The sequence below is a fragment of the uncultured Thiohalocapsa sp. genome, from assembly GCF_913063425.1.
GTDB lineage: Bacteria > Pseudomonadota > Gammaproteobacteria > Chromatiales > Chromatiaceae > Thiohalocapsa.
In genome coordinates this window covers 1-23,988 of the sequence record NZ_CAJXYK010000023.1, presented here as the reverse complement: position 1 = coordinate 23,988, position 23,988 = coordinate 1, and the positions used below count along the sequence as shown (strand labels likewise).

Annotated in this window: 14 protein-coding genes and 1 pseudogene; 9 read left to right on the top strand and 6 right to left on the bottom strand. The window is 65.9% G+C overall.

The annotated features are described in order from the left end of the window. The first annotated feature begins 18 nt into the window (after window positions 1–18). From QZ607_RS13705 to xrtD, 4 genes are all read left to right on the top strand, one after another. Window positions 19–1,515, top strand: a complete 1,497-nt coding sequence (locus tag QZ607_RS13705; protein WP_295883590.1) for an alginate lyase family protein — start codon at window positions 19–21, stop codon at window positions 1,513–1,515. A gap of 60 nt (window positions 1,516–1,575) precedes the next feature. Beyond that, the gene (locus tag QZ607_RS13700; RefSeq protein ID WP_295883587.1) at window positions 1,576–2,838 is read left to right on the top strand and encodes a glycosyltransferase family 4 protein; all 1,263 of its coding nucleotides are present in this window, start codon (window positions 1,576–1,578) and stop codon (window positions 2,836–2,838) included. A gap of 306 nt (window positions 2,839–3,144) precedes the next feature. Then, window positions 3,145–4,692, top strand: a complete 1,548-nt coding sequence (locus QZ607_RS13695; RefSeq protein WP_295883696.1) for an ATP-binding protein — start codon at window positions 3,145–3,147, stop codon at window positions 4,690–4,692. A 242-nt stretch (window positions 4,693–4,934) separates the two neighbouring features. Continuing rightward, a complete protein-coding gene (xrtD, locus tag QZ607_RS13690) occupies window positions 4,935–6,503 on the top strand; it encodes a VPLPA-CTERM-specific exosortase XrtD (protein ID WP_295883585.1) in 1,569 nt (522 codons plus the stop codon). Between the two features lie 561 nt (window positions 6,504–7,064). Here the strand turns inward: xrtD and QZ607_RS13685 are convergent. From QZ607_RS13685 to QZ607_RS13665, 5 genes are all read right to left on the bottom strand, one after another. Next, on the bottom strand, window positions 7,065–8,924 hold the full coding sequence (locus tag QZ607_RS13685) for a PKD domain-containing protein (protein WP_295883582.1): 1,860 nt from the start codon (window positions 8,922–8,924) through the stop codon (window positions 7,065–7,067). 497 nt (window positions 8,925–9,421) lie between these two features. Next, entirely contained in the window at window positions 9,422–11,356 is a 1,935-nt protein-coding gene (locus tag QZ607_RS13680; RefSeq protein WP_295883579.1) for a PKD domain-containing protein, read from the bottom strand. Window positions 11,357–12,123: 767 nt separating this feature from the next. After that, complete coding sequence (locus QZ607_RS13675; protein ID WP_295883578.1) at window positions 12,124–14,253, bottom strand: PhoX family phosphatase; 2,130 nt, start codon at window positions 14,251–14,253, stop codon at window positions 12,124–12,126. A gap of 290 nt (window positions 14,254–14,543) precedes the next feature. Further along, a complete protein-coding gene (locus QZ607_RS13670; RefSeq protein ID WP_295883577.1) occupies window positions 14,544–16,484 on the bottom strand; it encodes a glycine betaine ABC transporter substrate-binding protein in 1,941 nt (646 codons plus the stop codon). After that, window positions 16,481–18,022 carry a BCCT family transporter gene (locus QZ607_RS13665; protein ID WP_295883575.1) on the bottom strand — a complete coding sequence of 514 codons (1,542 nt, stop codon included), beginning with the start codon at window positions 18,020–18,022 and terminating at the stop codon, window positions 16,481–16,483. The genes QZ607_RS13670 and QZ607_RS13665 overlap by 4 nt, the downstream gene beginning before the upstream one ends. Window positions 18,023–18,347: 325 nt before the next feature. Here QZ607_RS13665 and ndk point away from each other — a divergent pair, with 325 nt between their 5' ends. Beyond that, complete coding sequence (gene ndk, locus QZ607_RS13660; RefSeq protein WP_295883573.1) at window positions 18,348–18,797, top strand: nucleoside-diphosphate kinase; 450 nt, start codon at window positions 18,348–18,350, stop codon at window positions 18,795–18,797. Between the two features lie 198 nt (window positions 18,798–18,995). Further along, on the top strand, window positions 18,996–19,985 hold the full coding sequence (locus QZ607_RS13655; protein ID WP_295883571.1) for a DUF2333 family protein: 990 nt from the start codon (window positions 18,996–18,998) through the stop codon (window positions 19,983–19,985). 524 nt (window positions 19,986–20,509) lie between these two features. Here the strand turns inward: QZ607_RS13655 and QZ607_RS13650 are convergent. Further along, the gene (locus tag QZ607_RS13650; RefSeq protein WP_295883568.1) at window positions 20,510–21,091 is read right to left on the bottom strand and encodes a MarR family winged helix-turn-helix transcriptional regulator; all 582 of its coding nucleotides are present in this window, start codon (window positions 21,089–21,091) and stop codon (window positions 20,510–20,512) included. A 421-nt stretch (window positions 21,092–21,512) separates the two neighbouring features. Between QZ607_RS13650 and QZ607_RS13645 the strand changes: the two genes are divergently transcribed. The 3 genes and pseudogenes from QZ607_RS13645 to QZ607_RS13635 all read left to right on the top strand — a co-directional run. Beyond that, complete coding sequence (locus tag QZ607_RS13645) at window positions 21,513–22,337, top strand: class I SAM-dependent methyltransferase (RefSeq protein ID WP_295883566.1); 825 nt, start codon at window positions 21,513–21,515, stop codon at window positions 22,335–22,337. Window position 22,338: 1 nt separating this feature from the next. Continuing rightward, entirely contained in the window at window positions 22,339–23,202 is an 864-nt protein-coding gene (locus QZ607_RS13640; protein WP_295883565.1) for a cyclopropane-fatty-acyl-phospholipid synthase family protein, read from the top strand. Between the two features lie 485 nt (window positions 23,203–23,687). Further along, window positions 23,688–23,988, top strand: a pseudogene (locus QZ607_RS13635) (hypothetical protein); the annotation flags it as partial.

Here is a 23,988-nt window from a genome sequence, read left to right as displayed (position 1 = left end):
CCAGAGACTGGGCAAGACTTGGTTGAGGGCGTTGCGTTTCTGAATCGGTTTCGCGCCTTTGGCGCCGGCCCGATGGACTGGCGGGCGGCGGCGATGCCAAAGCTTTGGCGCTACAACCTGCATTACTTCGACTACCTGCATTGGCCGGGGGTGAGCGAGGGCCGCAAGGCGGAGCTGATCGCGAGTTGGATCGCTGAGAACCCGCCCGGGACGCCGGATGCGTGGGAGCCTTATACAGTGTCGCTGCGCATCGCGAACTGGGTAAGACTCTTCATGCAGCCCAAGTGGCGAGAGCAGGTCGCCCAGGGCTGGCTTGACAGCCTGGCGGATCAGGCGGCCTGGCTGGCGCGGAATCTGGAGTACCACATCCTCGCCAATCACTACTTGAAGAACGGCAAGGCACTCCTGTTCGCCGGACTCTTCTTCCGGGGGCGTGACGCGGATGGATGGCTCCAGTTGGGCAGCCGGATCCTTCGGGAGCAGATCCGCGAGCAGTTCCTGCCCGATGGGGGGCACTATGAGTTGAGCCCCATGTATCACGCTCTCTGCCTGGAGGACTTGCTCGATGTCTGGAACCTGGCCCAGGGCTCTGAGCCGGGGCTGGACCAGGAGCTGCGTAGGGAGATCGAGGGCACAGCGTGGCGGGCGCTGGATTTTTTGGCTGCGATCCTGATGCCCAATGGGGACATTCCGTTGTTCAACGACTCTGCCGTTGGGATCGCCCCTACGCCCGCGGCGCTGTTCGGCTATGCCGAGCGGCTCTTCCGCTATGAGCGGCCTGACGACCTGCCACGCGCATTGATCGACTCCGGCTATTTCCGGTTGGGCGACGGGCCCGATCGGATGATCATCGATTGCGGGCCGGTGAGCCCGTCCTACCAGCCGGGCCACACCCACTGCGACGTGTTGAGCTACGAGCTGGCGCTCGATGGCCGACCGATCGTCGTCGACACCGGTGTCTACGACTATGAGCCAAGCGCCGAGCGCGCCTTGAGCCGCAGCACCCGGGCGCACAACACGGTGGGCGTCGACGGTGCAGAACAGTCGGAGATTTGGGGGGTGTTCCGCGTGGCGCGGCGGGCGCGGCCCTGTCTCGCCGAACTCGCGCCGCATACTGGCCAGGGTGTCCGGTTCGTCGGAGAGCTGGAGGGCTTTCCGTTGGTCACCGGATGTATCCGCCACCGGCGCGAGGTGATTTATGAGCCGCCGGCGGCCTGGCGCGTTGAGGATCGCGTCTCGGGCTCCGGGCGCCACGACGTGGACTCCTGGATACACCTACACCCCGATTGGTCGGCCGAGATCAAAGGCGGGTCGATAGTGGTTGCGGACCGTGCGGGCACGGTGATTGCGGTGATTGACCCGCAGCCCGGCGTCGCTGTTTGTATAGAGGCGGGACAGTACTTTCCGTACTTCGGGACGAAGTTGCTCAAACAGGTCGTTCGTTTGAGTGTGCGCGGCCCGCTGCCCATAGCGCTTGGCTACGCGATCCGAAAGGCCGGCGCGGCGGCGGTCTGAGAGCCTTGCTGGGTCAATAATCAATCAGGGAGGTCAGTAGGTACGATGCGGATCTTGTTCTTGTCCCATTACTTTCCGCCCGAGGTCAATGCCCCGGCGTCGCGTACCTATGAGCATTGCGTCGAATGGGTACGCTCCGGTCATGAGGTGACGGTGGTGACCTGTGCGCCGAATCATCCTCGCGGGGTGCTTTACGAGGGGTACCGGAACCGATGGTTTCAGACCGAGGAGATGGACGGCATTCACGTCATTCGCCTGTGGACCTACCTCTCGGCCAACGAGGGCTTCTTGCGGCGGACGCTGAATTATGTCTCCTATATGTTCGCCGCGATTGTGGCGACGCCGCGACTCCCCAAGCCGGACATCGTGATCTCGACCTCGCCGCAGTTCTTCAATGGCCTCGCCGGCTGGTTCGTCAGTCGCCTCAAGCGCGTGCCCTGGGCGCTGGAGATCCGCGATCTTTGGCCGGAATCCATCGTCACCGTCGGGGCGATCAAGAATCCGCTGATCATCCGGGCATTGGAGCGGCTGGAGCTGTTCGCCTATCACAACGCGGATGTGATCGTCCCGGTGACCGATGCCTTCAAGCGGTACATGATTGGCAAGGGGATCGACGCGCGCAAGATGTCGGTGCTGAAGAACGGCGTGAATCTGCGGCTGTTCCAGGAGCGCGACCCGGCGACACCGGAGGCGCAGGCGTTGGCGCGGCAGTTGGGTGCAGAAGGTCGGTTTATCGCGGCCTATGTCGGCACGCACGGGATGGCGCACCACTTGGAGACGATCCTGGAAGCGGCCGCCCTCATGGACAACGACGACATCCTGTTCGTCATGGTCGGCGATGGCGCCGAGCGGGACAGGCTGGCGGCCAAGCGCTCCGAGATGGGACTCAACAACGTCGTGATGCTGGACCAGCTGCCGAAGGCAAGCATGCCGGCGCTGTGGTCTCTGACCGACGTGAGCCTTGTGCTGCTGAAGAAGTCGGACCTGTTCAAGACCGTGATCCCGTCCAAGATCTTCGAGAGCATGGCGATGCGGGTGCCGATCATCCTGGGTGTCGAGGGTGAGGCACAGACGATTATCGAACAGGCGGGGGCGGGCATCTGCATCGAACCGGAGAACGCGGAACGGCTCGCCGAGAGTGTTCGAATGCTCTACGAGGATGGCGCCCTCGCCCAACGGCTGGGCGGGAGCGGCCGGAGGTACGTGCAGCAGCATTTCGACCGGGCAGTGCTGGCCGACCGCTATCAGAGGGTGCTTTTGGACACGATCGCGCTTGCAAGAACCCGGACCCAGTCGGGGGGAGTCGGGACTGCCGGCCATTGAACACCGGCGGTGCTCTATGCCCTGGTGGCGGGGAGTCTCTGACTGGTCGGTCCACGAGGTTAGTCAGGCAATGTCTCTCGGTCGCCCTCTCAGCGAGACTGAATCCTGACCGGCCAGTGCTGGCTGTCATGGGCGCTCACGGCGGGCGCCAAAGACCGGGGGTCGGAGTCCGCTCACCGTCTGGATGAAGCGCCCCTGTCCCGTGGTGCCGCTGGAGGAGACGATCTCCGTGGACGCGGTCGTGGCAGCGGTTCCGCTACACTTGCCTGAACCACTGAGAACCACTGAAGTGCAGCACCGAGTACAATCATGCCCCGCCGCCTGCCCATCGGCATCCAGACCTTCCGCGAGATCCGCGAGGGGGAGTACTACTATGTCGACAAGACCGGCTTTGCGCTGCGTCTGATTGAGGAGGGCAAGTACTACTTTCTCTCCCGCCCCCGGCGCTTCGGCAAGTCGCTGTTCCTGGACACCCTCGCGGAGCTCTTTGCCGGCAACGAGGCCTTGTTCCGAGGGCTTGCGGCGCACGGGCGGTGGGACTGGGGGCGGCGCTTCCCGGTAGTCCGGCTGAGTTTTGCCGAGGGGGTGCTGCGCTCGCGTGCCGATCTCGACCAGCGGATCGGGGAGGTGCTGGCGGACAACGAGGCCAGGCTCAACGTGGCGAGCCCACACCGCAGCCTGCCGGGACGCTTCCAAGGGCTCATTGCCGCTGCCCACGCCGCCCATGGCGAGCGGGTGGTCGTGCTGGTGGACGAATACGACAAACCGATCCTCGATAACCTCACAGATCCCGACACGGCGCGAGCGCTGCGCGACGGGCTGCGGAACCTCTACTCGGTGATCAAGGGTGCCGATGCCCACATCCGCTTTGCCTTCCTCACCGGCGTGAGCAAGTTCAGCAAGGTCAGCCTGTTCTCGGGGCTGAACAATCTCCGAGACATCACCGTCTCGCGTGAGTATTCCGTGCTCTGTGGCTACACCGAGGCGGACCTGGACACCGTCTTTGCCCCAGAGCTCGAGGGGCTTGATCGCGAGCAGATCCGCGCCTGGTACAACGGCTACAACTGGACCGGCGAGGCGGTCTACAACCCGTTCGATGTCCTGCTGCTGTTTCAGGAGCGGCAGTTTCGCGCCTGGTGGTTCGAGACGGCGACGCCGACCTTCGTGGTCGATATGCTCACGCAGCGGCGGGTGTGGCTGCCCCAGCTCGGGCAGTTGCGTGCCGACGCCGAGCTGCTGTCGGCGTTTGACGTCGGGCGCATCAGCACCGAGGCACTGCTGTGGCAGACCGGCTACCTCACCATCGCCGAAGAGGAGGAGTGCTTCGGCGAGTACCGCTACCGCCTGCGCTTCCCCAACCGGGAGGTCTACCAGAGCCTCAGCAACAGCCTGCTGAAGGCCTGGACACCCAACGGTCAGGAGACGCTCGGCCATAAGGCGCGGCTTGGCGAGCTGCTGCTGGCCAACGACTTTGCCGGCCTGGAGCAGCTGTTCACCGCCTTCTTCGCCAGTATCCCGACCGACTGGTACCGCAATAATCCCATCGCCGAGTACGAGGGCTACTATGCGAGCGTCTTCTATGCCTACTTCGCGAGCCTGGGTCTGGACCTGACGCCGGAGGAGAGCAGCAACGCCGGACGGCTCGACCTGGCGCTGCGGTTCAACGGGCATGTGTATCTGTTCGAGTTCAAGGTGGTGGAGCTCGCCCCCGAGGGACGGGCGCTGGAGCAGATCAAGGCGCGCGGCTACGCCGAGCGCTACCGTGCCGGCGGGGAGCCGATCCACCTGATCGGCGTGGAGTTCAGCCGCGAGCGGCGCAGTGTGGTGGGGTTTGAAGTGGAGACTCAGGGGTGACGTGGGCTCCGGGCTGGGTTAGGAACAGCTTGTCAATCCCCGGCGCAACGCCGTTTCGTCTCAGCCCTCTGGCTTCGCCGTCCTTGCGGCCTGCTCAACGACCCATACCCTCAATGCTGCTGTGGTAAGCGTCTTGGGTTGGTCGTCAAAGGCGCGTACGCCTTTGTTTGTGCGCTCATCCGTGTTCAAGGCGAGCTTTATTTCATCAGTGTGCGTGCAACGCGCAGCGAGGCCTGAAGAATATGTCCCAGCAAACGGTCGTATGGAAGCATGAATATTGGCAACTGATGCTCGTCCCCGTTTTGGCGGTCCTGGCCTACCTGACGTTTCGTGACGGCCTCCAGCATATGGCTACATCATGGAACGCTGACGAGTACAGCCATGGCTTTATGCTGCCGTTTGTCGCGCTCTTTCTGGTATGGCAACGAGCTGCGACGCTGCGTCAGATGCCGTTCACTGGATCATGGTGGGGGGTTGCGCTGGCGGCATTCGGTCTCTTCGCTTTCTTGGCAGGGGAGCTTGGAACAATTTATACGGTGGTGCAGTATGGGTTCTTGGTTACCTTAGGGGGACTGTTGCTCGCATTTCTAGGGTGGCGCGCTTTCACTGTCATATTGCCGGCCTATCTGTTGCTGTTCTTTATGGTGCCATTGCCGGATTTTCTGTACCACAATCTATCGGCACAACTCCAGTTGATTTCCTCGGAGCTGGGTGTATGGCTCATCCGGCTGTTCGGGATCAGTGTGTTCCTCGAGGGAAATGTGATCGACCTTGGGAACTATCAGCTTCAGGTGGTGGACGCTTGCAGCGGGCTGCGCTATCTGTTTCCGTTGACTGCGCTGGGCTTTATTGCCGCGGTGATTTTCAAGGGCGCGCTTTGGAAGAAGGTGGTGCTGTTCCTTTCGACCATCCCCATCACAATCCTGATGAACAGCTTTCGGATCGGGGTGATCGGGGTGCTGGTCGAATACTGGGGCATCGAGATGGCTGAGGGATTTTTGCACGACTTCGAGGGTTGGATCATCTTCATGGCCTGCGGTGCGCTGCTTGTGCTGGAGATGTGGGGGTTGTCCCGTGTTGGAAAGGATCGCCGGTCACTGATGGATGCATTTTCGCTCGAAGGTCCCGGTCCGCTGCCTGCAGGGGCGGAGCGCCGATATAGAAACATTCCGCGCTCGTTTGTTGCAGCGTCCTTGCTGCTGTGCTCCGGTGCGGTCGTGGCGTCTGTGCTGCCGAGTCGTGCCGAGGTGATTCCAGACCGGCGGGACTTTCTGTTCTTTCCCACCGAGGTAGGGGGCTGGACAGGTACGAAGACGCATATGGGGCAGAAGTATCTTGATGCCCTCAAGCTGGACGACTATCTGCTTGCGGATTTCCGGGATCCCCTCGCTGGATCGGTGAACCTGTATGTGGCGTACTACGCGACGCAACGCAAAGGCGCATCCGTGCACTCGCCGAAGACGTGCCTCCCGGGGGGTGGCTGGCGGCTGCAGGAGTTCTCGCAGCGCAGGCTGGAAGGCGTGTCTATCGCAGGTCAGCCGTTAAGAGTCAATCGTGCGCTGATCCAGCTCGGCGAAGAGCGACAACTTGTCTATTACTGGTTTCAGCAGCGGGGACGGTTGATGACGAACGAGTATGCGGTGAAATGGTTCCTGTTCTGGGACGCCTTGCTCAAGAACCGGACAGACGGGGCGTTGGTGCGACTTACAACATCAGTCGGCATCGGTGAGGATGCGGTCGCGGCTGATGCTGTGTTGGAGTTGTTTGCACGGTCCACCGCCGGGTCGTTGGAACCGTACATTCCTCGGTGAGGTCGTCCGCTGCGTTAACAGGCTGGACGAGTGACGAGTGCACGGCGGCGAGAAAGATAGCTCGCGCAGAGACGCAAAGTCGCAGAGAAGAAGGGAGATCACGCAGGTAGAGCGGAAGCCGCCAAGCCTTGCCGGGCTCGGCGTTGACTATCGTCCCGGCGGCGTTCGCTCACATCGACCATGGTCGAGCCCGCCAGCACCCGTCAGCATGCGCCCGTGATCTGCCGCGGGGGCGGGACACAATCACCCGTGCCACAGAGCCACGGAGAGCGTCCGGAAGCAGTCCCGGTCTCCGTGGGTCACTGCCTCTGTGTGAGCCCGTTCGACGGCGACGCGGTGCAGGCCGCTTGGCCGGGAGGATGATCAGTGCCTCGGGTGCATTCTCGCTTCTGCCCTTTGCTCCTCTGCTTCTGTGCGCGCGCCTTATCCTGCGGCGGAAGAGGTTTGTCCTCGCCTTGGCGTGCGCCTGCTCTCACGCGGCGTCTACGGGAGCGAGCACATGATTGCGGGGCCGCAGCTTGCGGCAAGCAGATGACCTCAAGCGCTTACTCCCCAGACGTATTAGGGGTCAGCAGTGTCGGTGTGACCAATGGCGAGGTAGCCCACCGCTTCCGTGGTGTGGCGGGTCTCGGAATCGCGTGACTGTTCCTCGTCCACCCAGATGGAGACGGAGTCCCGGGTTTTGTGGTTCCATCGGAGGTTAGCGGTGTCTCCTCCGTCCCTCGTCTGCATGTCCGCGAGCAGGACAGGGAGCTCAGCGAACTGGCTTTGTCCGTCTGCACATGTGGTAGAGAAGTCGATTGCAGACGGCGTGTGGGTCCTGTCGTCGGCGGTCGCCCCGACTGCGTAGGGCATGCCGTCGATCTTGCCGCAGCCGGGTTCCCAGGCCAGGTAGGTCACCGTCTCAGAGGGATGGGCGCCTTTGTTGGCTTCTTCCCGCTGCAATTGGGCTTCGAAGCCGGCGACATCGATACCCCGGAGGCGCGTTGTGATGGGGGCCGGATCGTTGACGGTCGTCACGCTGCTCAGTACCACTGGTGGTGTGGAAAACTCAGCTTCGAACAGCACCAGCTCGGCCGTGCTGTCGTTGTCAACCTCGGTTCGTCCCGCCTCGAGCAGGGTCCCGCCAGGCAACTGATGAACGCCGCGTTCCAATACGACATAGCCAACAGTCTCGTTCGCGTGCCAGCCATCGAGATAGTCCCATTCCTGTAGCCAGACCCAAAAGCCATCGTCGTCGAGGGACTCGATTCTTGCAGTGACAGGCTGTCCGCCGTTGGTGCTGGCGGGGCCAAGAATGATGATCGGGTCCTGGAACGTCCTGGTGAAGTCGACACGCTGCGGCCTGTGGTTCAGGGTGAGCTGGCCAGCCTCGATTCGGAGCTCGGACGGGAGTATTTCAACGTAGTCCGGGCGCGTCAGTGTGTCGTTTCCACCGGGGCCTGTGACTGTGAGCTCGACGTCGAAGGTCCCGGGATCGTTATAGGTGTGGACCGGGTCCCGCGCGGCGCTCGTCGCGCCGTCGCCGAAGTTCCAATGATAGGTGGTGATGTCTCCGGTGGAGGCGTCCGAGAAGTGAACCGCAAACGGGGCTGGGCCGAATGTCGTGCCGGCGGTGAAGTCGGCGGTGGGCGGAGACGGCAATACGCTGACGAGGTCCGGCTTGGTCTCGTTGGAGCTGCCTCCCGGGCCTGTCACTGTGAGATCGACGGTGTAGACACCTGCGTCACGGTAGGCATGCACCGCGGTTTGACCCGTGCTGGTGTTGCCGTCGCCGAAATCCCAGCCGTAGGTGTCTACCGCGCCGGCCGAGCTGTCCTTGAAGGTCACAATGAGCGGGGCTGGGCCAGTGCTGCTGCTTGCCGTGAAGTCGGCGATCGGCGGTGCATGGGAGACGACGATCGCAGCAGGCCTGGTTGCTCTGGAGGTACCCCCGGGGCCGGTGACATCGAGGCTGATCGTGTACGTCCCAGGAGACGCATAAGTATGGGAGGGCGATCGTTGCGAGCTGCTGCCGCCGTCGCCAAAGTCCCAGGCGTATGCCTCGATCACCCCGGTGGAGGCATCAGTGAATGCCACGTCCAGGGGCGCAACGCCGGTGGCTCCAGCGATTGTGAACGCTGCGCTGGGCGTTGCGTATGTGATGGTCGTCGCTATTTCCTCGGAAAATTCACTGCAAAGCGTCTCGTCCAGGTTGCAGGCCTTGACCGCGAAGTGGTAAGTGGCGCCTTCGTCCAGTCCGTCGACAGTAAGTCTTGTGGAGGGGGATTGTCTCGCCTCGTCGTAGACGCCAGCCTCCTTCCCGATGTATACCGAATAGGAGGCAACGCGTGGGTCATTGACCGCGTCCCATTCGAGGGTGACTTCGGCACTCGGCGCGAGTTTCGGAAACAGGATACACGCGGCGAGGGCCAGAGCCACTGTCGAGGGTTTCGTGCACACCACCACAGGCTTCGAAGTGTTGCAGAAGTCGCACCACGCAGAGAGTCCAGGGGTCATGTCTCTTGCTGTCCCGCGAATTTCCGTCCCGCATGGCGAGCTGTGCGCCGCCAGGAAGATCAGAAACCGCTTTCAGTCAACTAAGGGAAACGCTTAGTGAAGGGCAGGGTAATGCATTGACTCTGAATATGTGTGACCCTTGTTGCATCTTCGGATCAACAGTTCGAAGCCGCGCCGCGTCAGGCGGCCAGGGACGCCTGGCCAGTGAAGGCGTGTCAGACGCTGAGGGGCAAGCACGCTACGAGGACGAAGCGCCTCATGCGAGCCTTCGGCTGTGTTTCGCGAGCGTGGTGAAGATGGCGTCTGCGCTGCAGCCGATGCTTCGATCATCGGCAAGCCGCGCCGCGCAGTCGTGACGAGTTGCTACGCCAGAACAGCGCTGGCGGGCGAGTGGGCAGGGTCGTGACAGGTGGTCGCGGTCAGGGACCAGCGGCAGTGGTGGGTTCAATCACGAGATACCCTAAGCCTTCCGTTGTGTGGGATATCTCCGAGTCGGCAGATGTCTCTTCGTCGATCCAAACGGAGACGGATGCGGGGGTCTTGTGCAGCCATCGCACATTCGCAGTGTCCGGACCGTCGGTGGTTTGCATGTCGGTGAGTAGGGTGGGCGGCTCAGCGAACTGCCCGTGCGCGGCAGGACAGGCATCGGAAAACACGAGCGTAGATGGGGAGTGTGTCCTGTCGTCAGCGGTGGTGCCGACCTTGAACAGCAGGCCGTTGACCTCGCCGCAGGATGGCTCCCATGCAAGGTAATTCACCGCTTCCGCGGGGGGCGATACGGTGCTGGCCTCCTCTGCCTGTAAACGCGCTTGAAAGCCGGCGATATCGATGTCTCGGAGACGGGTCGTGACGGCGTTTGTGCCGTTCACTGTTGCGACGCTGGCGAGCACGACAGGTGAAGACGAGAACGGCGCGTCGAAGAGGCCCAGTTCCCAACTTTCATCACCGTCGGCGACGGTCTGGCCGGCTTCTATCCAGGTGCCGTCAGGCAGCTGGTGGACGCCGCGCTCGAGGACAACGTACCCGACGAGCTCGGCGGTGTGGGTGCCGTTCAAATAGTCCCATTCCTGCAGGTGGACCCAAAAACCGTCAACGTCCACGCTGTCGAGCCGCACTGTCACAGGGTCCCCACCGGTCCCTTCGGCAGGACCGAGAATGACAATCGGATCGGCGAACTGCTGAGCGAAGTCGACATGCTGCAGCTCGTGGGTCAGGGTGAGCTCACCGGCCTCGATCTTGAGCTCCGGCTGCAGGACTTCGACGAGCCCTGGCTGCACGAGGGTGTCGCTGCCGCCTGGACCCGTTACGGTCAGCGCGACGTCAAAGATGCCGGGATCTTCGTAGGTGTACGTTGGACTCGACTCGGCGCTGCTTGAGCCATCTCCAAAATGCCAGACGTAGCTCGTGATCAGGCCCTGCGACGCGTCGGAGAATTGGACAGTGAGTGGTGCCGCGCCGGTGGTGGACGCAGCCGCGAACGCCGCAGCAGGGGCGGGCGGTGCTACGCTCAGCAGATCGGACTTGGTCTTGGTCGCGATGCCGCCGGGGCCTGTCACTTCCAGCACGACGGTATAGAGACCTGGCTGGTTATAGGTGTGCACTGCGGTTTGGCCGCTGCTGGTGCCGCCGTCGCCGAAGTCCCAGCGATAGCTGTCCACCACGCCTATCGATCGGTCCTGGAACGTGACGAGCAGCGGGGCGACGCCATTGGCTGTGCTTTCTGTGAAGTCGGCTGTGGGCGGAGCATGGGAGACGACGACCGCATCCTGCTTGATGGTGGATGAGGCTCCCCCCGGGCCGGTCACGGCCAGTGTCACGGTGTAGGTGCCCGGAGTGGGATAGGTGTGCACGGGGGAGCGTTGCGTGCTGGTATTGCCGTCGCCGAAATCCCAGGCGTAGGTGTCGACGGCACCGGTGGAGGCGTCAGAGAAGGTGACCGTCAGGGGCGCGATACCACTCTGTGCGCCAGCGGTGAAGTCTGCCTCCGGCGGTCGGTAGGCGATGGTGGTGGAGATCTCCTCGGAGAATGCACTGCAGAGCGTGCCGTCCTGATTGCAGGCCTTGGCCGCGAAGTAATAGGTGACGCCTTCATCCAGCGCGGAGACGGTTGCAGTGGTCGAGGTGGACGCTTGCACCTGGTCGTACTCGGTGCTGGTCTTGCCGTAGTGCAGCTCGTAGTAAGCGACGCGGTCGTCAGCCACTGGATCCCATGCCAGGGTGAGCTCGGCGCTTGTCGCGAGGGCGGGAACCAGGGTGGCCACCGCCAGTGCGACATACCTCGCCTGTTCGCAGCGACGCGACGTGGCGTGCTCAGCGACATAGACGCGCTTTGGACGCGGCGGTCTGTAAGACATGGCTTCGATTTGTGGCTGAATGAGCGAGCGCACCGCCGGGGCCGTCGTGGGAGACGTTGGCGGCTATGGGGCAGTATCCACAATAGATACTGCGAGCCCGCAAGGTGGGAAGGATTTCACGGATATGGAGTTGGCGGTGTCGCGGCGGGAGGGCTGGTCAGCCAAGCCGAGGCTATGGCAGATCACGGCTCCGGGCCGTAGTAAACGTGCTTTGATGGGGCAGTGCAACCGCAACCAGCTGGTCAGAGCCGCTCGGCCGCCATTGCGGTGGCTGCTGACCAAAGGTTGCCGGGGCGCGGGCTCAGCGGTTGTTGAAGACAGGGCGCACAATGTACGCGGCGATGGCCACCAGGCTGACGATTGCGGCCGGGTTGGTTGGGGGAATTGGGGTGCGGCATGGGCTGCACACGGCGTCGACGCTGATGGTCCCGAACAGCCGGGGCAGGAGCGCGATCTCGCCGTCGTTGGGGCGTCGATGCGGGCGAAGTCCATTGGGCTTGATCGGATCATCTTCCGGTCGCCCGATGTATAGCCGGGGCCGCCATGGAAGTTTCCGGAGTCCTGCTGCGTCAATTTTCTCAGGATTCAGGTCGTGCCGACTTTGCGGTCGTTGTGGCGTTGCGTGAAGTCTGCGCGCTCGGCAGACGTTGCAGCTCGGCAGGGTGATTTCCCCGGCGAGGCTCGGCTCGGGGTGGATGCCGTGACGCCGTGTGCCCGGCGTTGAGCCGGGCACGCGGCGGGCGGGCTGAAAGCCGGTGGCCCCGGGGTCAGCCGCCGATGACGCCGCCGTCGTTGCGGGTGATGGCGAGCACGCTCGGGCGCGGTGGGATGCCGTCTGCGAAGTCCGGCCAGCGCGTGGCGGGGTCCTCGAAGGTGGATTTGCGCTCGAAGCCCGGGTAGGCCTCGGTGCCGTCGGCGCCTGGGTGCTGCACGGCGACGAACAGCGTGCGCCCGTCCGGCGTGAAGCGGGGGCCGCACATCTCGGCGCCCACCGGCACACGGAAGAAGCAGCGGGCGGTGCCGCGGCCGGGGCCTTCGGTCTCCAGTGCATAGATGCCGTCGGCGCCGCCGGAGGTGACGGGCCAGCCACCGCCCTGGTCGGTGGCGACCCAGAGCCGCCCGGACGGATCCACGGCGCAGTTGTCCGGGCAGGCGAACCAGCCGTCCGCGCTGGTGGCCGGGTTCCAGTGCGCGGCGACGGCTGGGTCGGTGGGGTCGCCGGCGCGCACCAGCAGATCCCAGGTGGCGGTATCGGCGGCGTGGTCGCCGTCCTGCGGGGTGATCTCCAGCACCTGACCCCAGAGATTGCCGGTGCGCGGGTTGGCGGGGTCCGTATCCGGATAGCCGTCCTTGCCCCGGTTCTTGTTGTTCGTGAGGCTGACGTAGACCTTGCCGGTGAGCGGATTGGGCTCGACGTCCTCGGGGCGGTCCATGGGCGTGGCCCCAAGCAGGGTGGCGGCGCGGCGGGTCTCGATGAGCACGTCGGCCTGGGAGTCGAAGCCGTTGGCCGCCGTGAGCGGGCCGTGCCCATGCACCAGCGGCAGCCATTGCAGGCCGCCGTCGTCCCCAAGCCTGGCGACGAAGAGGGTGCCCTGATCCAGCAGGTCGCGGTTGGCGGCGCGGGCCGCGGCGATGCGCCGGCGCATGTCCTGTTTGCGAAAGTGCACCTGTCCACCCGCGTCGATGCGTCCGACATAGGACGCCTCGGCGGGGGCTGACGCGGGGTTGGGGAGGGGCGTGACGGTGCCGGCGGTGACGAATTTGTACAGGAACTCGAAGCGCTGGTCGTCGCCGGAGTAGATCACGAGCCGGCCGTCGCCGTTGACGATGCACTCGGCGCCCTCGTGCTTGAAGCGCCCCAGCGCCGTGCGCTTAACGGGCATGGCCTGCGGGTCGAAGGGGTCCACCTCCACCACCCAGCCGAAGCGGTTGGCCTCGTTGGGCTCGGCGTTCAGGTCGAAGCGCCGGTGGTGCCTGGCCCAGGCGTAGCGGGCGGCGGGCATGCCGCAGCGGGCGTAGTTGCGCTGCTCCGGGTGGCCGTCCAGGCTGCCCGCGAAGTACAGGTGGAAGTTCTCCTCCGCCATCAGATAGGTGCCCCAGGGCGTGATGCCGCCGGCGCAGTTGTTGAGCGTGCCGATGACGCGGGTGCCGGTGGGGTCCGCTCGGGTGCGCAGCCGTGGGTGGCCGGCGGCGGGGCCGCTCAGGCGAATGGGCGTGGTGAGGGCCTCGATGCGCCGGTTGAAGCGGCTGCCCGGCACCAGATGCCATTGGCCGCCGGCCTTGTGGATCTCGACGATGGAGCCGCCGTGGGCGGCGAGCTCCGTGTCCACCATGGCGCCGGTCAGGGCGGCGGCGGGGTCCTCGGCGTCGGCGAGGCCGGGGAACATGAGCCCGGTGTTGGTGTATTCGTGGTTGACGCACAGCAGCCCGTGCTCGCTGTTGCTGGAGCCGAGCGGCAGCGGGATGTAGCCGATGAAGTCGTTGTTGTAGCCGAATTGGCGGCGCTGGGCGGCGGCGTTCGGGCGCTGCGGGTCGAAGGGCGGGGCGCCGGGCAGCAGCGGGTCGCCCCAGCGGATCAGCACTTGTGCACTGTAGCCGGGGGCCACGTGGTGGGTGGCGTCGACGCCGCGGGGGATCTCCGGGAAATCGAAGCGGGTGGGGTCGTCCGGCGACGACGATGCAGGCCCCAGCGGTTCGGCGGTGGCGGCGGCAGCAGTGCCCGCGGCGAGTCCTGCCAGCGGACCGGCGGCCAGGGCGCCGAGCGCTCCGCGCAGCAGGTCGCGGCGGCCGAAGCGGCGCTGGATCAGGTCGTCCAGGCTCGGCTCAGTGGCCGGATTGACGGGGATGTCATCCGGATCAGCGACTGGATCGAGCTTGGCGTGGTCGAGGGTGGACACGGTAAGGGCCTCCGGGAGCCGGCGCCCATGCGGCGGCGGCTGGCTGCTCAGCATAGACGCCGCAGTCTAACCAACCCGCCGGCTGCGACGGTTGCAGAACAATGACAGCTCGCCGGGCGCTGTGGGAGCGGCATCCTTGCCGCGACGAACTGCTGCCGATGCGCTGGAAGACGTCGCGGCCAGAGGCCGCTCCCACGGGCGGCACTGGGCTGTGGGAGCGGCATCCTTGCCGCGACGGATGCTGCCGATGCGCTGGAAGTCATCGCGGCCGGAGGCCGCTCCCACGGGGCTCAGTCGTCCGCCGGTTGCTCGCCGCCGCGCAGCTCCGGATTGGCCGGCAGCGGGCGCAGGTAGAGGAGCACCATCACCACCAGAAAGGCCAGGGCCACCCCGTTCAGCAGCGCCGAGAAGACGTCTGCCGTGAAGCGCTGCTTGGTGGGCGGTGTGTCCGGCGTCAGCCCGGGGGAGGCCGGCAGCAGCGGGTCCACGGTCTCCGGCGTGTCCAGGGCCAGGGACAGGCGCAGCGCCGTGTCGAAGGGCAGGCGTTGGGGCAGCCGGGTGAAGACGCCGGGTACGAAGGCGGGACCGGACTCGCGCAGCGCGTCGTCCTCGCGCTTCGGTATGCGGGTGGCCAGGACCGCTTGGCTGGAGACGGTATTCAGGGTTTCCTCCACCGTCGGATAGCTCCCCGCGGGGATGCGCGCCGGGCGCAGGAAGGGGTAGCGCAGCGCCAGGTTGGCCCCGGCGAGGCGCGTCATATCCACCAGCGTGAAGCGCGGGTCTTCCAGGAGCTTGGCGATGCCGGCATGCCCCTCCTCGACCATGCCCACCAGGGCGTCCAGCTCGCCCTCGGCGAGTCGTTCACCGGCTTGGGCGGGGTTGCGGATCTGCACCACCTCCACCTGCTCCAGCAGGCCGGCGGCGTCGAGCAGCATCCAAGCCGTCTTCCAGCTGCCGCTGCCCTTGGTGCCGGTGCCGACACGCTCCCAAGCAAGGGGGTCGGTCGCGTCGTCACGGGCGATGATATGGGCGAGCCGGCTGCCCGCCGCCCCCACGGCCTCGATGTCCTGTATCCGCGTGATGCTGCCTTCGGGGCCGATGTCGAAGAGCTCCTCGGCGCCGAGCAGGCCGAAGCGGGCGCTGCCGTCGCGCACCGCGTCCGCCGGCACGGGCTGCTCGGTCACCTGAAGCCGCCGGGCGGGCATGACCTCGTGGATGGCCTCGGCGGCGCGGATGGGCAGGTAGCCCATGTCCGACAGTGGCGATACCGCCAGTGTGACCGTGCCGCGGGGCTCGCGGGCGACGGGCGCCTCCGGCAGCAGACCCAGCTCTTCGAGGTGGCGCTTGGCGACGTCGCGATAGTCCTCGCCGTTGCGCTCCACGCGGGCGTTCAGGCTGCGCATGTCGTCGCTGCTGATGCGCCCGGCGAGCTTATTCCAGGCGGCTTCGAGCTGTGGATGCCGTTGCAGGATTGCTTCGCGGACCAGGGGCGCCGGCCGATAGATGGAGTAGAACCCCAGATCGTCCTCCAGCGCCACGATGCCGTAGTCGTCGAGCCGGGCATCGGTCATGAAGACCTCGGCGGCGTTCACCTGCTGTTCGGCCAGTGCGTTGTAGATGGCGTTGCGGTCGCCCACCGGGAAGAGCGCCACCTGGCCCAGCCTGAGCCCATAGCGCCGGGCCAGCGCGTAGAGACCGTCCACCGGTCGGGCGAGGTAGCCCTCATCCGCTGCGAAGCTGATGGCGCCGGGAAGGGCCGCGAGGTCGGAGATGGTGGTGACATCATCGCGGAGCGCCAGGTCCCGGCGGATGGCCACAGCGAAGCCGTCCTCGACACCGAAGGGCTCCAGCCAGCGCAGCCCCAGCGGCGTCACCAGCTCGCGCACCGCCGTCGTCGCCGTGCGCGGGTCGCGGATGCGCGGCACGCCGCTGAGGCTGAGCAGGCTGCCGTCGTACTCCGGATAGGCGTCCAGCACGCCGCGCTGGATGGCCTGCAGGCTCTTGCGGTTGTCGCCGTAGGGGATCGCGCGCTCCACGCGCACGCCGGCGTCTTCGGCGAGCAGGGCCATCATTTCGGCGAGGAGCTTTTGCTCGGTGAAGTCCTGGGAGCCGATGCGCACGGGCTTGAGGTGCTCGCCGCAGCCGCCGAGCAGCAGGGCGAGCGTCAGCAGCGCAAGCAGTGCCGGTGTTTTGAGCAAGATGCCGATGCGTCCGTTGCCAAGCGCGCTCATGCCGGCTGCTCCTGTGCGCGCTTGCCCACGGGCTCCTCCCGCAGCGCGCGCAGGAAGGACACGATCTGCAGGACCAGGATCACGGTGAAGGGCACGGCGCCGAAGGCCGCCATGGCCTTGGCCACCTCGACGCTGCCCGACAGCAGGATGGCCAGCGTCAGCAGGGAGATGGTTGCACCCCAGGCGAGCTTGAGCGCCGTCTTGGGGTTCAGCGTGCCTTCGGACGTCATCATGCTGATGACGAAGGTGCCGGAGTCCGCGCTGGTGACGAGGAACAGAAAGATCAGCACGATGGCCATGCTCGCGAGCAGGATGCCCGCGGGCATGTAGTCCAGGAAGGCGAACAGCGCCTTGGCCACGTCCTCCGTCACGAGTGCCGCAAGGCCGCCGCTGCCGTTCAGCTCCACCCAGATGCCGGTGCTGCCGAGCGCGGCGAACCAGAACAGGGAGAAGATGCTCGGCACCACGATGACGCCGAGGCAGAACTCGCGGATGGTGCGCCCGCGGCTGATGCGGGCGATGAAGATGCCGACGAAGGGTCCCCAGGCCACCCACCAGATGAGATACGTCAGGGTCCAGTTGTTGGTCCAGTCCATTTGGTTCTCGTAGGAGAGCAGCCGGAAGGCGTAGGCCGGCAGGGCCGAGAAGTAGTCGCCGATGCCGTTGACGAAGGCCTCCATGATGTACGCCGTCGGGCCGAACACCAGCACCACCGCCAGCAGGACCATCACCAGCAGCATGTTCAGGTTGCTCAGCAGTTTCATGCCTTTGTCCAGCCCCGACGAGGTGGAGATCATGAAGGCCGCCGCCATCAGCGCCAGGATGAAGACACTGAGCGCCGTGGTGGGCTGAAGGCCGAAGACCTCGGTGACGCCGGCGCGCACCTGCAGCACCCCCATCACCAGTGAGCCGGCCAGGCCGAAGACCACCGCGAACACTGCAATCACATCGGAGACGATGCCGAGGTTGCGCGTGGCCGCAGACGGCGGCAGCGTGGCGCGCATGGGTGTGGAGATCATGCCCGGCATGCCGCGGCGGAAGATGAAGTAGGCCAGCACCAGGGCGCAGACGCCGTAGATGGACCAGGCGTGCAGGCCCCAGTGCAGGTTGGTGAGCACCATGGCCAGGCGCGCCGAGGCGGCTGTCTGCCCCTGCGCATCGCCGGGCGGGTGGGCGAAGTGGGTCACGGGCTCGGCGACGCCCCAGAACACCAGCCCCGCACCCATGCCGCCGGCGAAGAGCATGGCGATCCATGACGAAGTGGTGAAATCCGGGCGCGCGTCGTCGGGCCCGAGGCGGATCTTGCCGTAGGGGCTGAGCGCGAGCGCGGCGGCGAGCACGATGAAGCCGCTGCACAGCGCCAGGTAGAACCAGCCGACGCTCTCCAGCACGAAGTTCATGAGTCCGACGGAGACGGACGTCATGCTGTCCGGCGAGACCAGCCCCCAGACGCCGAAGGCGAGCACCAAGATGAAGGAAATGACCACGACGGTGCGTGGGTTGCGGGGCTTTGCCGCCGCAGCTGGGTTGGAAGACAAGCCGACTCCTGACTGGGGTTGGGACACTGGTACTGAAACCTGCCCCCATTGCAACAGCTTCCAACGCGGCGCGGCAGTCCCGGTTTGAGCAATCAGTCAGCGCGCGTGCAGCAGAGCCCGCGTTGGTCGACGGCACGGGGCGGCGCGCAGCCGCTCGCCACGGCGACAGGGCCTTGTGTGGATTTGCCGGAGACCGCGCTTGCCGCGACAGGCGCTTCCGCGACGGCTATCATCCGGGCCGCCCGCGGATACATCCGCGCAGCACACCATTCGCGTCCCTGCCTGTCCGCCCGACAGGCCCACCCTTATCAATCAGGAGCAGCCCATGGAACAGACCTTCGTCATGGTGAAGCCCGACGGCGTCCAGCGCGGCCTCGTCGGCGAGATCGTCGCACGCCTGGAACGCCGCGGCCTGAAGCTCGTCGGCGCCAAGTTCATGCAGGTGTCGCAGGAGCACGCCGCCGAGCACTACGCCGAGCTCAAGGACAAGCCCTTCTACCCCGGCCTCATCGACTACATCACCAGCGCCCCGGTGCTGGCCATGGCCTGGGAGGGCAGGAACGCCGTCGCCGCCGTGCGTCAGACACTCGGCGCCACCAAACCGTCCGAGGCCGCCCCCGGCAGCATCCGCCACGACTATGGCATGGACGTGGGCCGCAACCTCGCGCACGGCTCCGACTCACCCGAGAACGGCGCCCGCGAGGTCGCGCTCTGGTTCAAGCCCGAGGAGCTGGTGAGCTGGGAGCGCGCCACGGACGCCTGGATCTTCGAGTGATCCGCCGCCCCAGGTCCGAAAAAAATCCGGCCCAAGAACTCGGGGACAAAACTGGGGACAAAACTCGGGGACGGTGTATTTAACTTGCCCCGAGCGCCGCCACTGTGTCGGGCCGCAGCGACCGTGGCGCGGCTCCGGCAGCGCGAAGCCGGGCGACGCAGACCCCGATGTCACCGAAACACCCATGGAGATCATGTCATGGCAGAAGCAAACAAGAGTCCGATCAAGCGGATACTCACGTGGCTCACCAAGCAGACCGTACTCTGGTCGGGCCTCATCATCGGCATCCCCGTGCTCATCGCAGCACTCTGGATCGGCATTCTGTTTTGGATCTGGGACACCCCCGAGATCAACCAGGACTTCCAGGACCCGGCCAACGCAGAGCTTGATCGCGCCAAGAAGGGTGCACTGCTGGCGGAGGCCATCACTTACCAGTTCCGGCGTCGCCTGAACGACCAGGGCAGCTGGGTCCCGAACGACCTGATCATCTTCTTCGACCGCAACGCCGCCTGTGCCGCCGGCATCAAGGGCGAGCCCGGCGGCATCTGGTACGTCACCACGGAGATCTTCGAGGTCTTCGCCGACCGCACCGCGCGCATCGGCGGCTCCTCGCAAGACGACCCGCGGCTCACCAACGCCGCCAAGAAGTTCAACTATGACCCGCGGCGCTGGGGCATCTCCTGGCTCGGTGGTGCCGACTCCGGGCACGAGTATGACCTCGGCTTCAGGGATTTCGACGCCTATGTCAGCGACCTGCGCGCCGGTGACGCCGTGAGCAACGTGCGCCCGGACGATCTTGCAGCCCTGCTCACCGAGCTCGGCGGTCAGAACGGGGCCATGGACAAGATCTACTCGCGCCTGAACGACGCCGACAAGGTGCCGGCCAAGGAGCGCCGCCAGCGGGTGTACTCGGCCATCTGCGCGTCGGCGGTGTCGGCGGATACCCTCGCGGTCATCCGCTCCGCCTACGGCACCGACTTCGAAGAGGATGCGCTGGTGGCGCTGGACGAGGCCATCGACGAGCTGTATCGGGTCTCGCAGCTGTATCCGCCCATCGTCCTGAACGGCGCCGACGACAGCCTCTGGCTGGTCAACCACGCCCGCAACATCGCGGCCATGATGTCGCAGACCTTCGACCCGATCCTCGACGCGGCCCGCTCGCTGCCCGGTGGTGAGGTCGCCCGCTGACGCCTCGGCACGCTCTCCACCGCCTGATCGTCACGGCGCTCCCGCGCCGTGACATAGCCCAAACCGCGTCAGCGGCGCGCCGCCGGCGGCGCAAAGGTCGCAGGATGAGCCACGCTCGCAAGCGCTGGTGCGGCGCCGCTGCAAACCCGAGCCCCGGCGATGATTTGCCGGCGGCGGACTCAAGTCCGTGTGCCCAGGGCCGGCGGCCAAAAAATGGGGACGGTATACTTAATCGTTCAACCCTGCGCGACGGTGCGCAGGCCTGGCCCTGGGCACTGAGTGCGGATTCGAGCACAAGGGGTACGACCTTTTTCAGCGACGAAAGACGCGAAACGCGCGAAACGGCGGCCCAGCAGCGCCTAGGGCCGGCCTTTTTCGCGCTTTTCGCGTGTTTCCTAGTTCCTCTGCGGCACGACGCGGAGTCGGCGAGGACGACATAACGGGTTTGGTTGTTCTTGAACCCTTCCTTGTCTCCCTACACGCAGCTTCCACCCCACGCAGCCGGCCCGGGCATCGAGGCCCGGCTACGCCGCATCCCCTTCATCGCCGGCGCCGTCCGCCGGCGCTTCCGCCGCATCCTCCACGGTACCGGCCGCGAGCACGGGCGCCGCGTCGATCCGCTCGGCGTCCATGAGTGCGGCGATGCGCTGAAGCGAGGCCAGGAGCAGCGTCTGCTCCCAATCCGCCAGCTTGGCGAAGCGCGCGGCGAAGGCGTCCTGCAGCAGCGGTGGGGCGCGGCGCAGCGTCTGCGCGGCCTCGGGTGTGGCGCGCACCAGCACCCGGCGGCGGTCGGTCTCGCTGCGGGTGCGTGCCACCAGGCCGCGCCGCTCCAGGCGGTTCACGATATCCGTGATGGTGGCGTGGCTCAGGTTGACCCGCTGCGCGACGCCGCCCACCGGCAGCTCGCCGGCGGCGACGATCTCCTTCAGCACCAGGGCTTGGGGGGCCGTGAGGCCGTGGCTGCGCACCAGCGCCCGCGAGTGTAGGTCCACGGCACGGATCACCCGGCGCAGGGCCACCAGCACCTCATCGGTGCGGTCGGTGTCGCGTCGCCCGCCGCCGCCCTCGGGCAGCGGGTCCTGCTGGGGCTGTAATATTTCGCTCACAAAATAATCCCGGTCATTGTGCGTGATAGCCGAAAAGCAGCAAGTGCCTGTAAAGCTTGACGAAGAATAGCGGAAACAGGCGAGGTTACGGGTGTTGTGGGCCACATGGGGCTTGCACTCATTAGGGTACTAAGTAGTATGCTGTGCAATCTCAACCCGGCGGCGGCCGTGTGTTCCATGCGCTGTACGCCGCACATCCCCGGGCATTGCCCGGCCCGCACCGCACGGCCTGCGCGTCGACCCCGGTGTGAGCCGTGGCCCGCCGCGAACGGCCGGACGCTTCCGCCGCGTCCCAGGCCATCGGATATTCAAGCCCGCCGGCGCCAAGGCCTGTGTCGGCAAACGGCGCCGGCATGAGGCGCCGGCATACGAGGGCGCGGCGCCCGGCCATCCGCCAATCGACACCGAGAGGACGAGCCACATGCAACCGCCGCTTCGGACCGAGATCCCCAAACACCAGGACTACGGCGATGATCCACTCGCCGTGCGCGAATCGGAAAAATATCAGGAAGAGTATGTCGAGTCCTTCGTCGACAAGTGGGACGAGCTCATCGACTGGGACGGCCGCGCCGCCGCCGAGGGCCAGTTCTTCATCCAGCAGCTGCGCGAGCGCGGCGCGCAGAAGGTATTGGACGTCGCCACCGGCACCGGCTACCACTCGGTGCAGCTGCTCAAGGCCGGCTTCGAGGTCACCAGCGCCGACGGCAGCCCGGTGATGCTCGCCAAGGCCTTCGAGAACGCCCGCCGCCAGGGTCACATCCTGCGCACCATCCACGCCGACTGGCGCTGGCTGAACCGCAGCGTGCACGACCTCTACGACGCCGTGATCTGCCTCGGCAACTCCTTCACGCACCTGCATGACGACAATGATCGGCGCAAGGCGCTGGCGGAGTTCTATGCCACGCTGAAGCACGACGGCATCCTGATCCTGGACCAGCGTAACTACGACGCCCTGCTGGACCACCAGGTGCAGCCCACCCACAACTACTACTACTGCGGCGACAACGTCCGCGCCGAGCCGGAGCACGTGGACGAGAGCCTGGCGCGGTTCAAGTACAGCTTCCAGGACGGCTCTGAGTTCCACCTCAACATGTTCCCGCTGCGCAAGCGCTATGTGCAGGGGCTGATGCGCGAGGTGGGCTTCCAGCGCGTGGATACCTATGGCGACTTCCAGGAGACCTACCGCGAAGCGGAGCCGGACTTCTTCATCCACGTCGCCGAGAAAGAATACCGGGAGGTGTCCTGACATGAGTGCCCAAACGAGCCCAGCCCAGAGCTACTCGGACGTCGTCCAGACCGCCCGCGATTACTACAACAGCGAGGACGCCGATAATTTCTACTTCCACGTCTGGGGCGGCGAGGACATCCACATCGGCTTGTATGAAGGCCCTGAGGACGCCATCAAGGACGCCTCCGAGCGCACCGTCGCCTTCATGGCCGATCGCATCAAGGACAAGCTCACCGGTCCCGATGCGCGGCTGGTGGACCTGGGCGCCGGCTACGGCGGCGCCGCCCGCTGGCTCGCCAAGCGCTTCGGCTGCCGGGTGCTGGCGCTGAACCTGAGCGAGGCCGAGAACGAGCGCGACCGCCAGATGAACCGCGAGCAGGGCGTGGATCAGCTCATCGAGGTCGTGGACGGCAGCTTCGAGCAGGTGCCGGCCGAGAACGGCAGCTTCGACGCCGCCTGGTCCCAGGATGCGATTCTGCATTCCGGCCATCGGGACAAGGTGATGGGCGAGGTGGACCGGGTGCTGAAGCCCGGCGGCGAATTCGTCTTCACCGACCCCATGCAGGCCGACGACTGCCCCGAGGGTGTGCTGCAGCCGGTGCTGGACCGCATCCATCTCTCCAGCCTGGGCTCCTTTGCGTTCTATCGCGAGCAGGCCCGGCGCCTTGGCTGGGAGGAAGTCGAGATCGTCGACATGACCCACCAGCTGGTGAATCACTACGGCCGTGTCGCCGCCGTGCTCCGGGCCGAGCGCGAGTCCCTCGCCGGCAAGGTCTCGGATGCCTACATCGACCGCATGCTCCAGGGCCTGCAGCACTGGGTGGATGCCGGCAGCAACGGCTATCTCGCCTGGGGCGTGATGCACTTCCGCAAGCCGGCCTGACGCATCCGTCGGGCGCTTCGTCTTACCAGAGCCGGCTGAGCCGGCGCCCAGTCGGTCGCCCAGCCGGGCGCCGCGCCGGCTGGGGCGCCGGGCCGGGGCCGCAATGGCTCCGGCGTCGCGCCCGGTTGCAGTCCCCACCCCGATCCAGATCGCCATCTCGAGCCTCAGTCCTCTTGTCGTGAGTGCACGGCCCGGGGTGGCTGGCACCCCGTCCGTTTGAAAGCGGTGCGGGCACACTGAGGCATGTCGCCGGCCGGGGCCGAGCACAGTGGCGTCGTCCAGGGCGCCCGCGGGTGGTGCTGCACAGCGCGGCAGCCGTATACATCCGGCTCCATCCGGGCGGCGGCTGCGCGGCAGCATCGTCACCCCGGGGCTGCACGCCACCGCACGTCCACCAAGCCGGCGTTTCGGCTGGAAAGCCTTTGCGCAGCGCGAAGTGCGCCGTCCAATGTCCGTTTTGCGCATCGGACTTTGGAGTGTGTGCCATGGGCTGGCTCGGATGGCTGCTGGAGGCCCTCCTGATCTGCGGGCTCGTGCTGTTGGCGCTGTTGTCTCTGCACCTTGCCACCCTCACCGCCCTGCGGCTGCTGCTGCCGCCGCGGGCCCGGCCCACCTCCCTGCCGGCCGACACCGACCTGCCCACCGTGCTGGTCCAGCTGCCCCTTTACAACGAGGGCGCGCTGGTGGCGTCGGCGCTGGCCGGCATCACCCTAAAAAGAGCAGTTGAACCCCTCGGCCGGCGAATTTCGCAGGCCGATGCAGCGCACAGGGCGTGCTCGCGCAGCC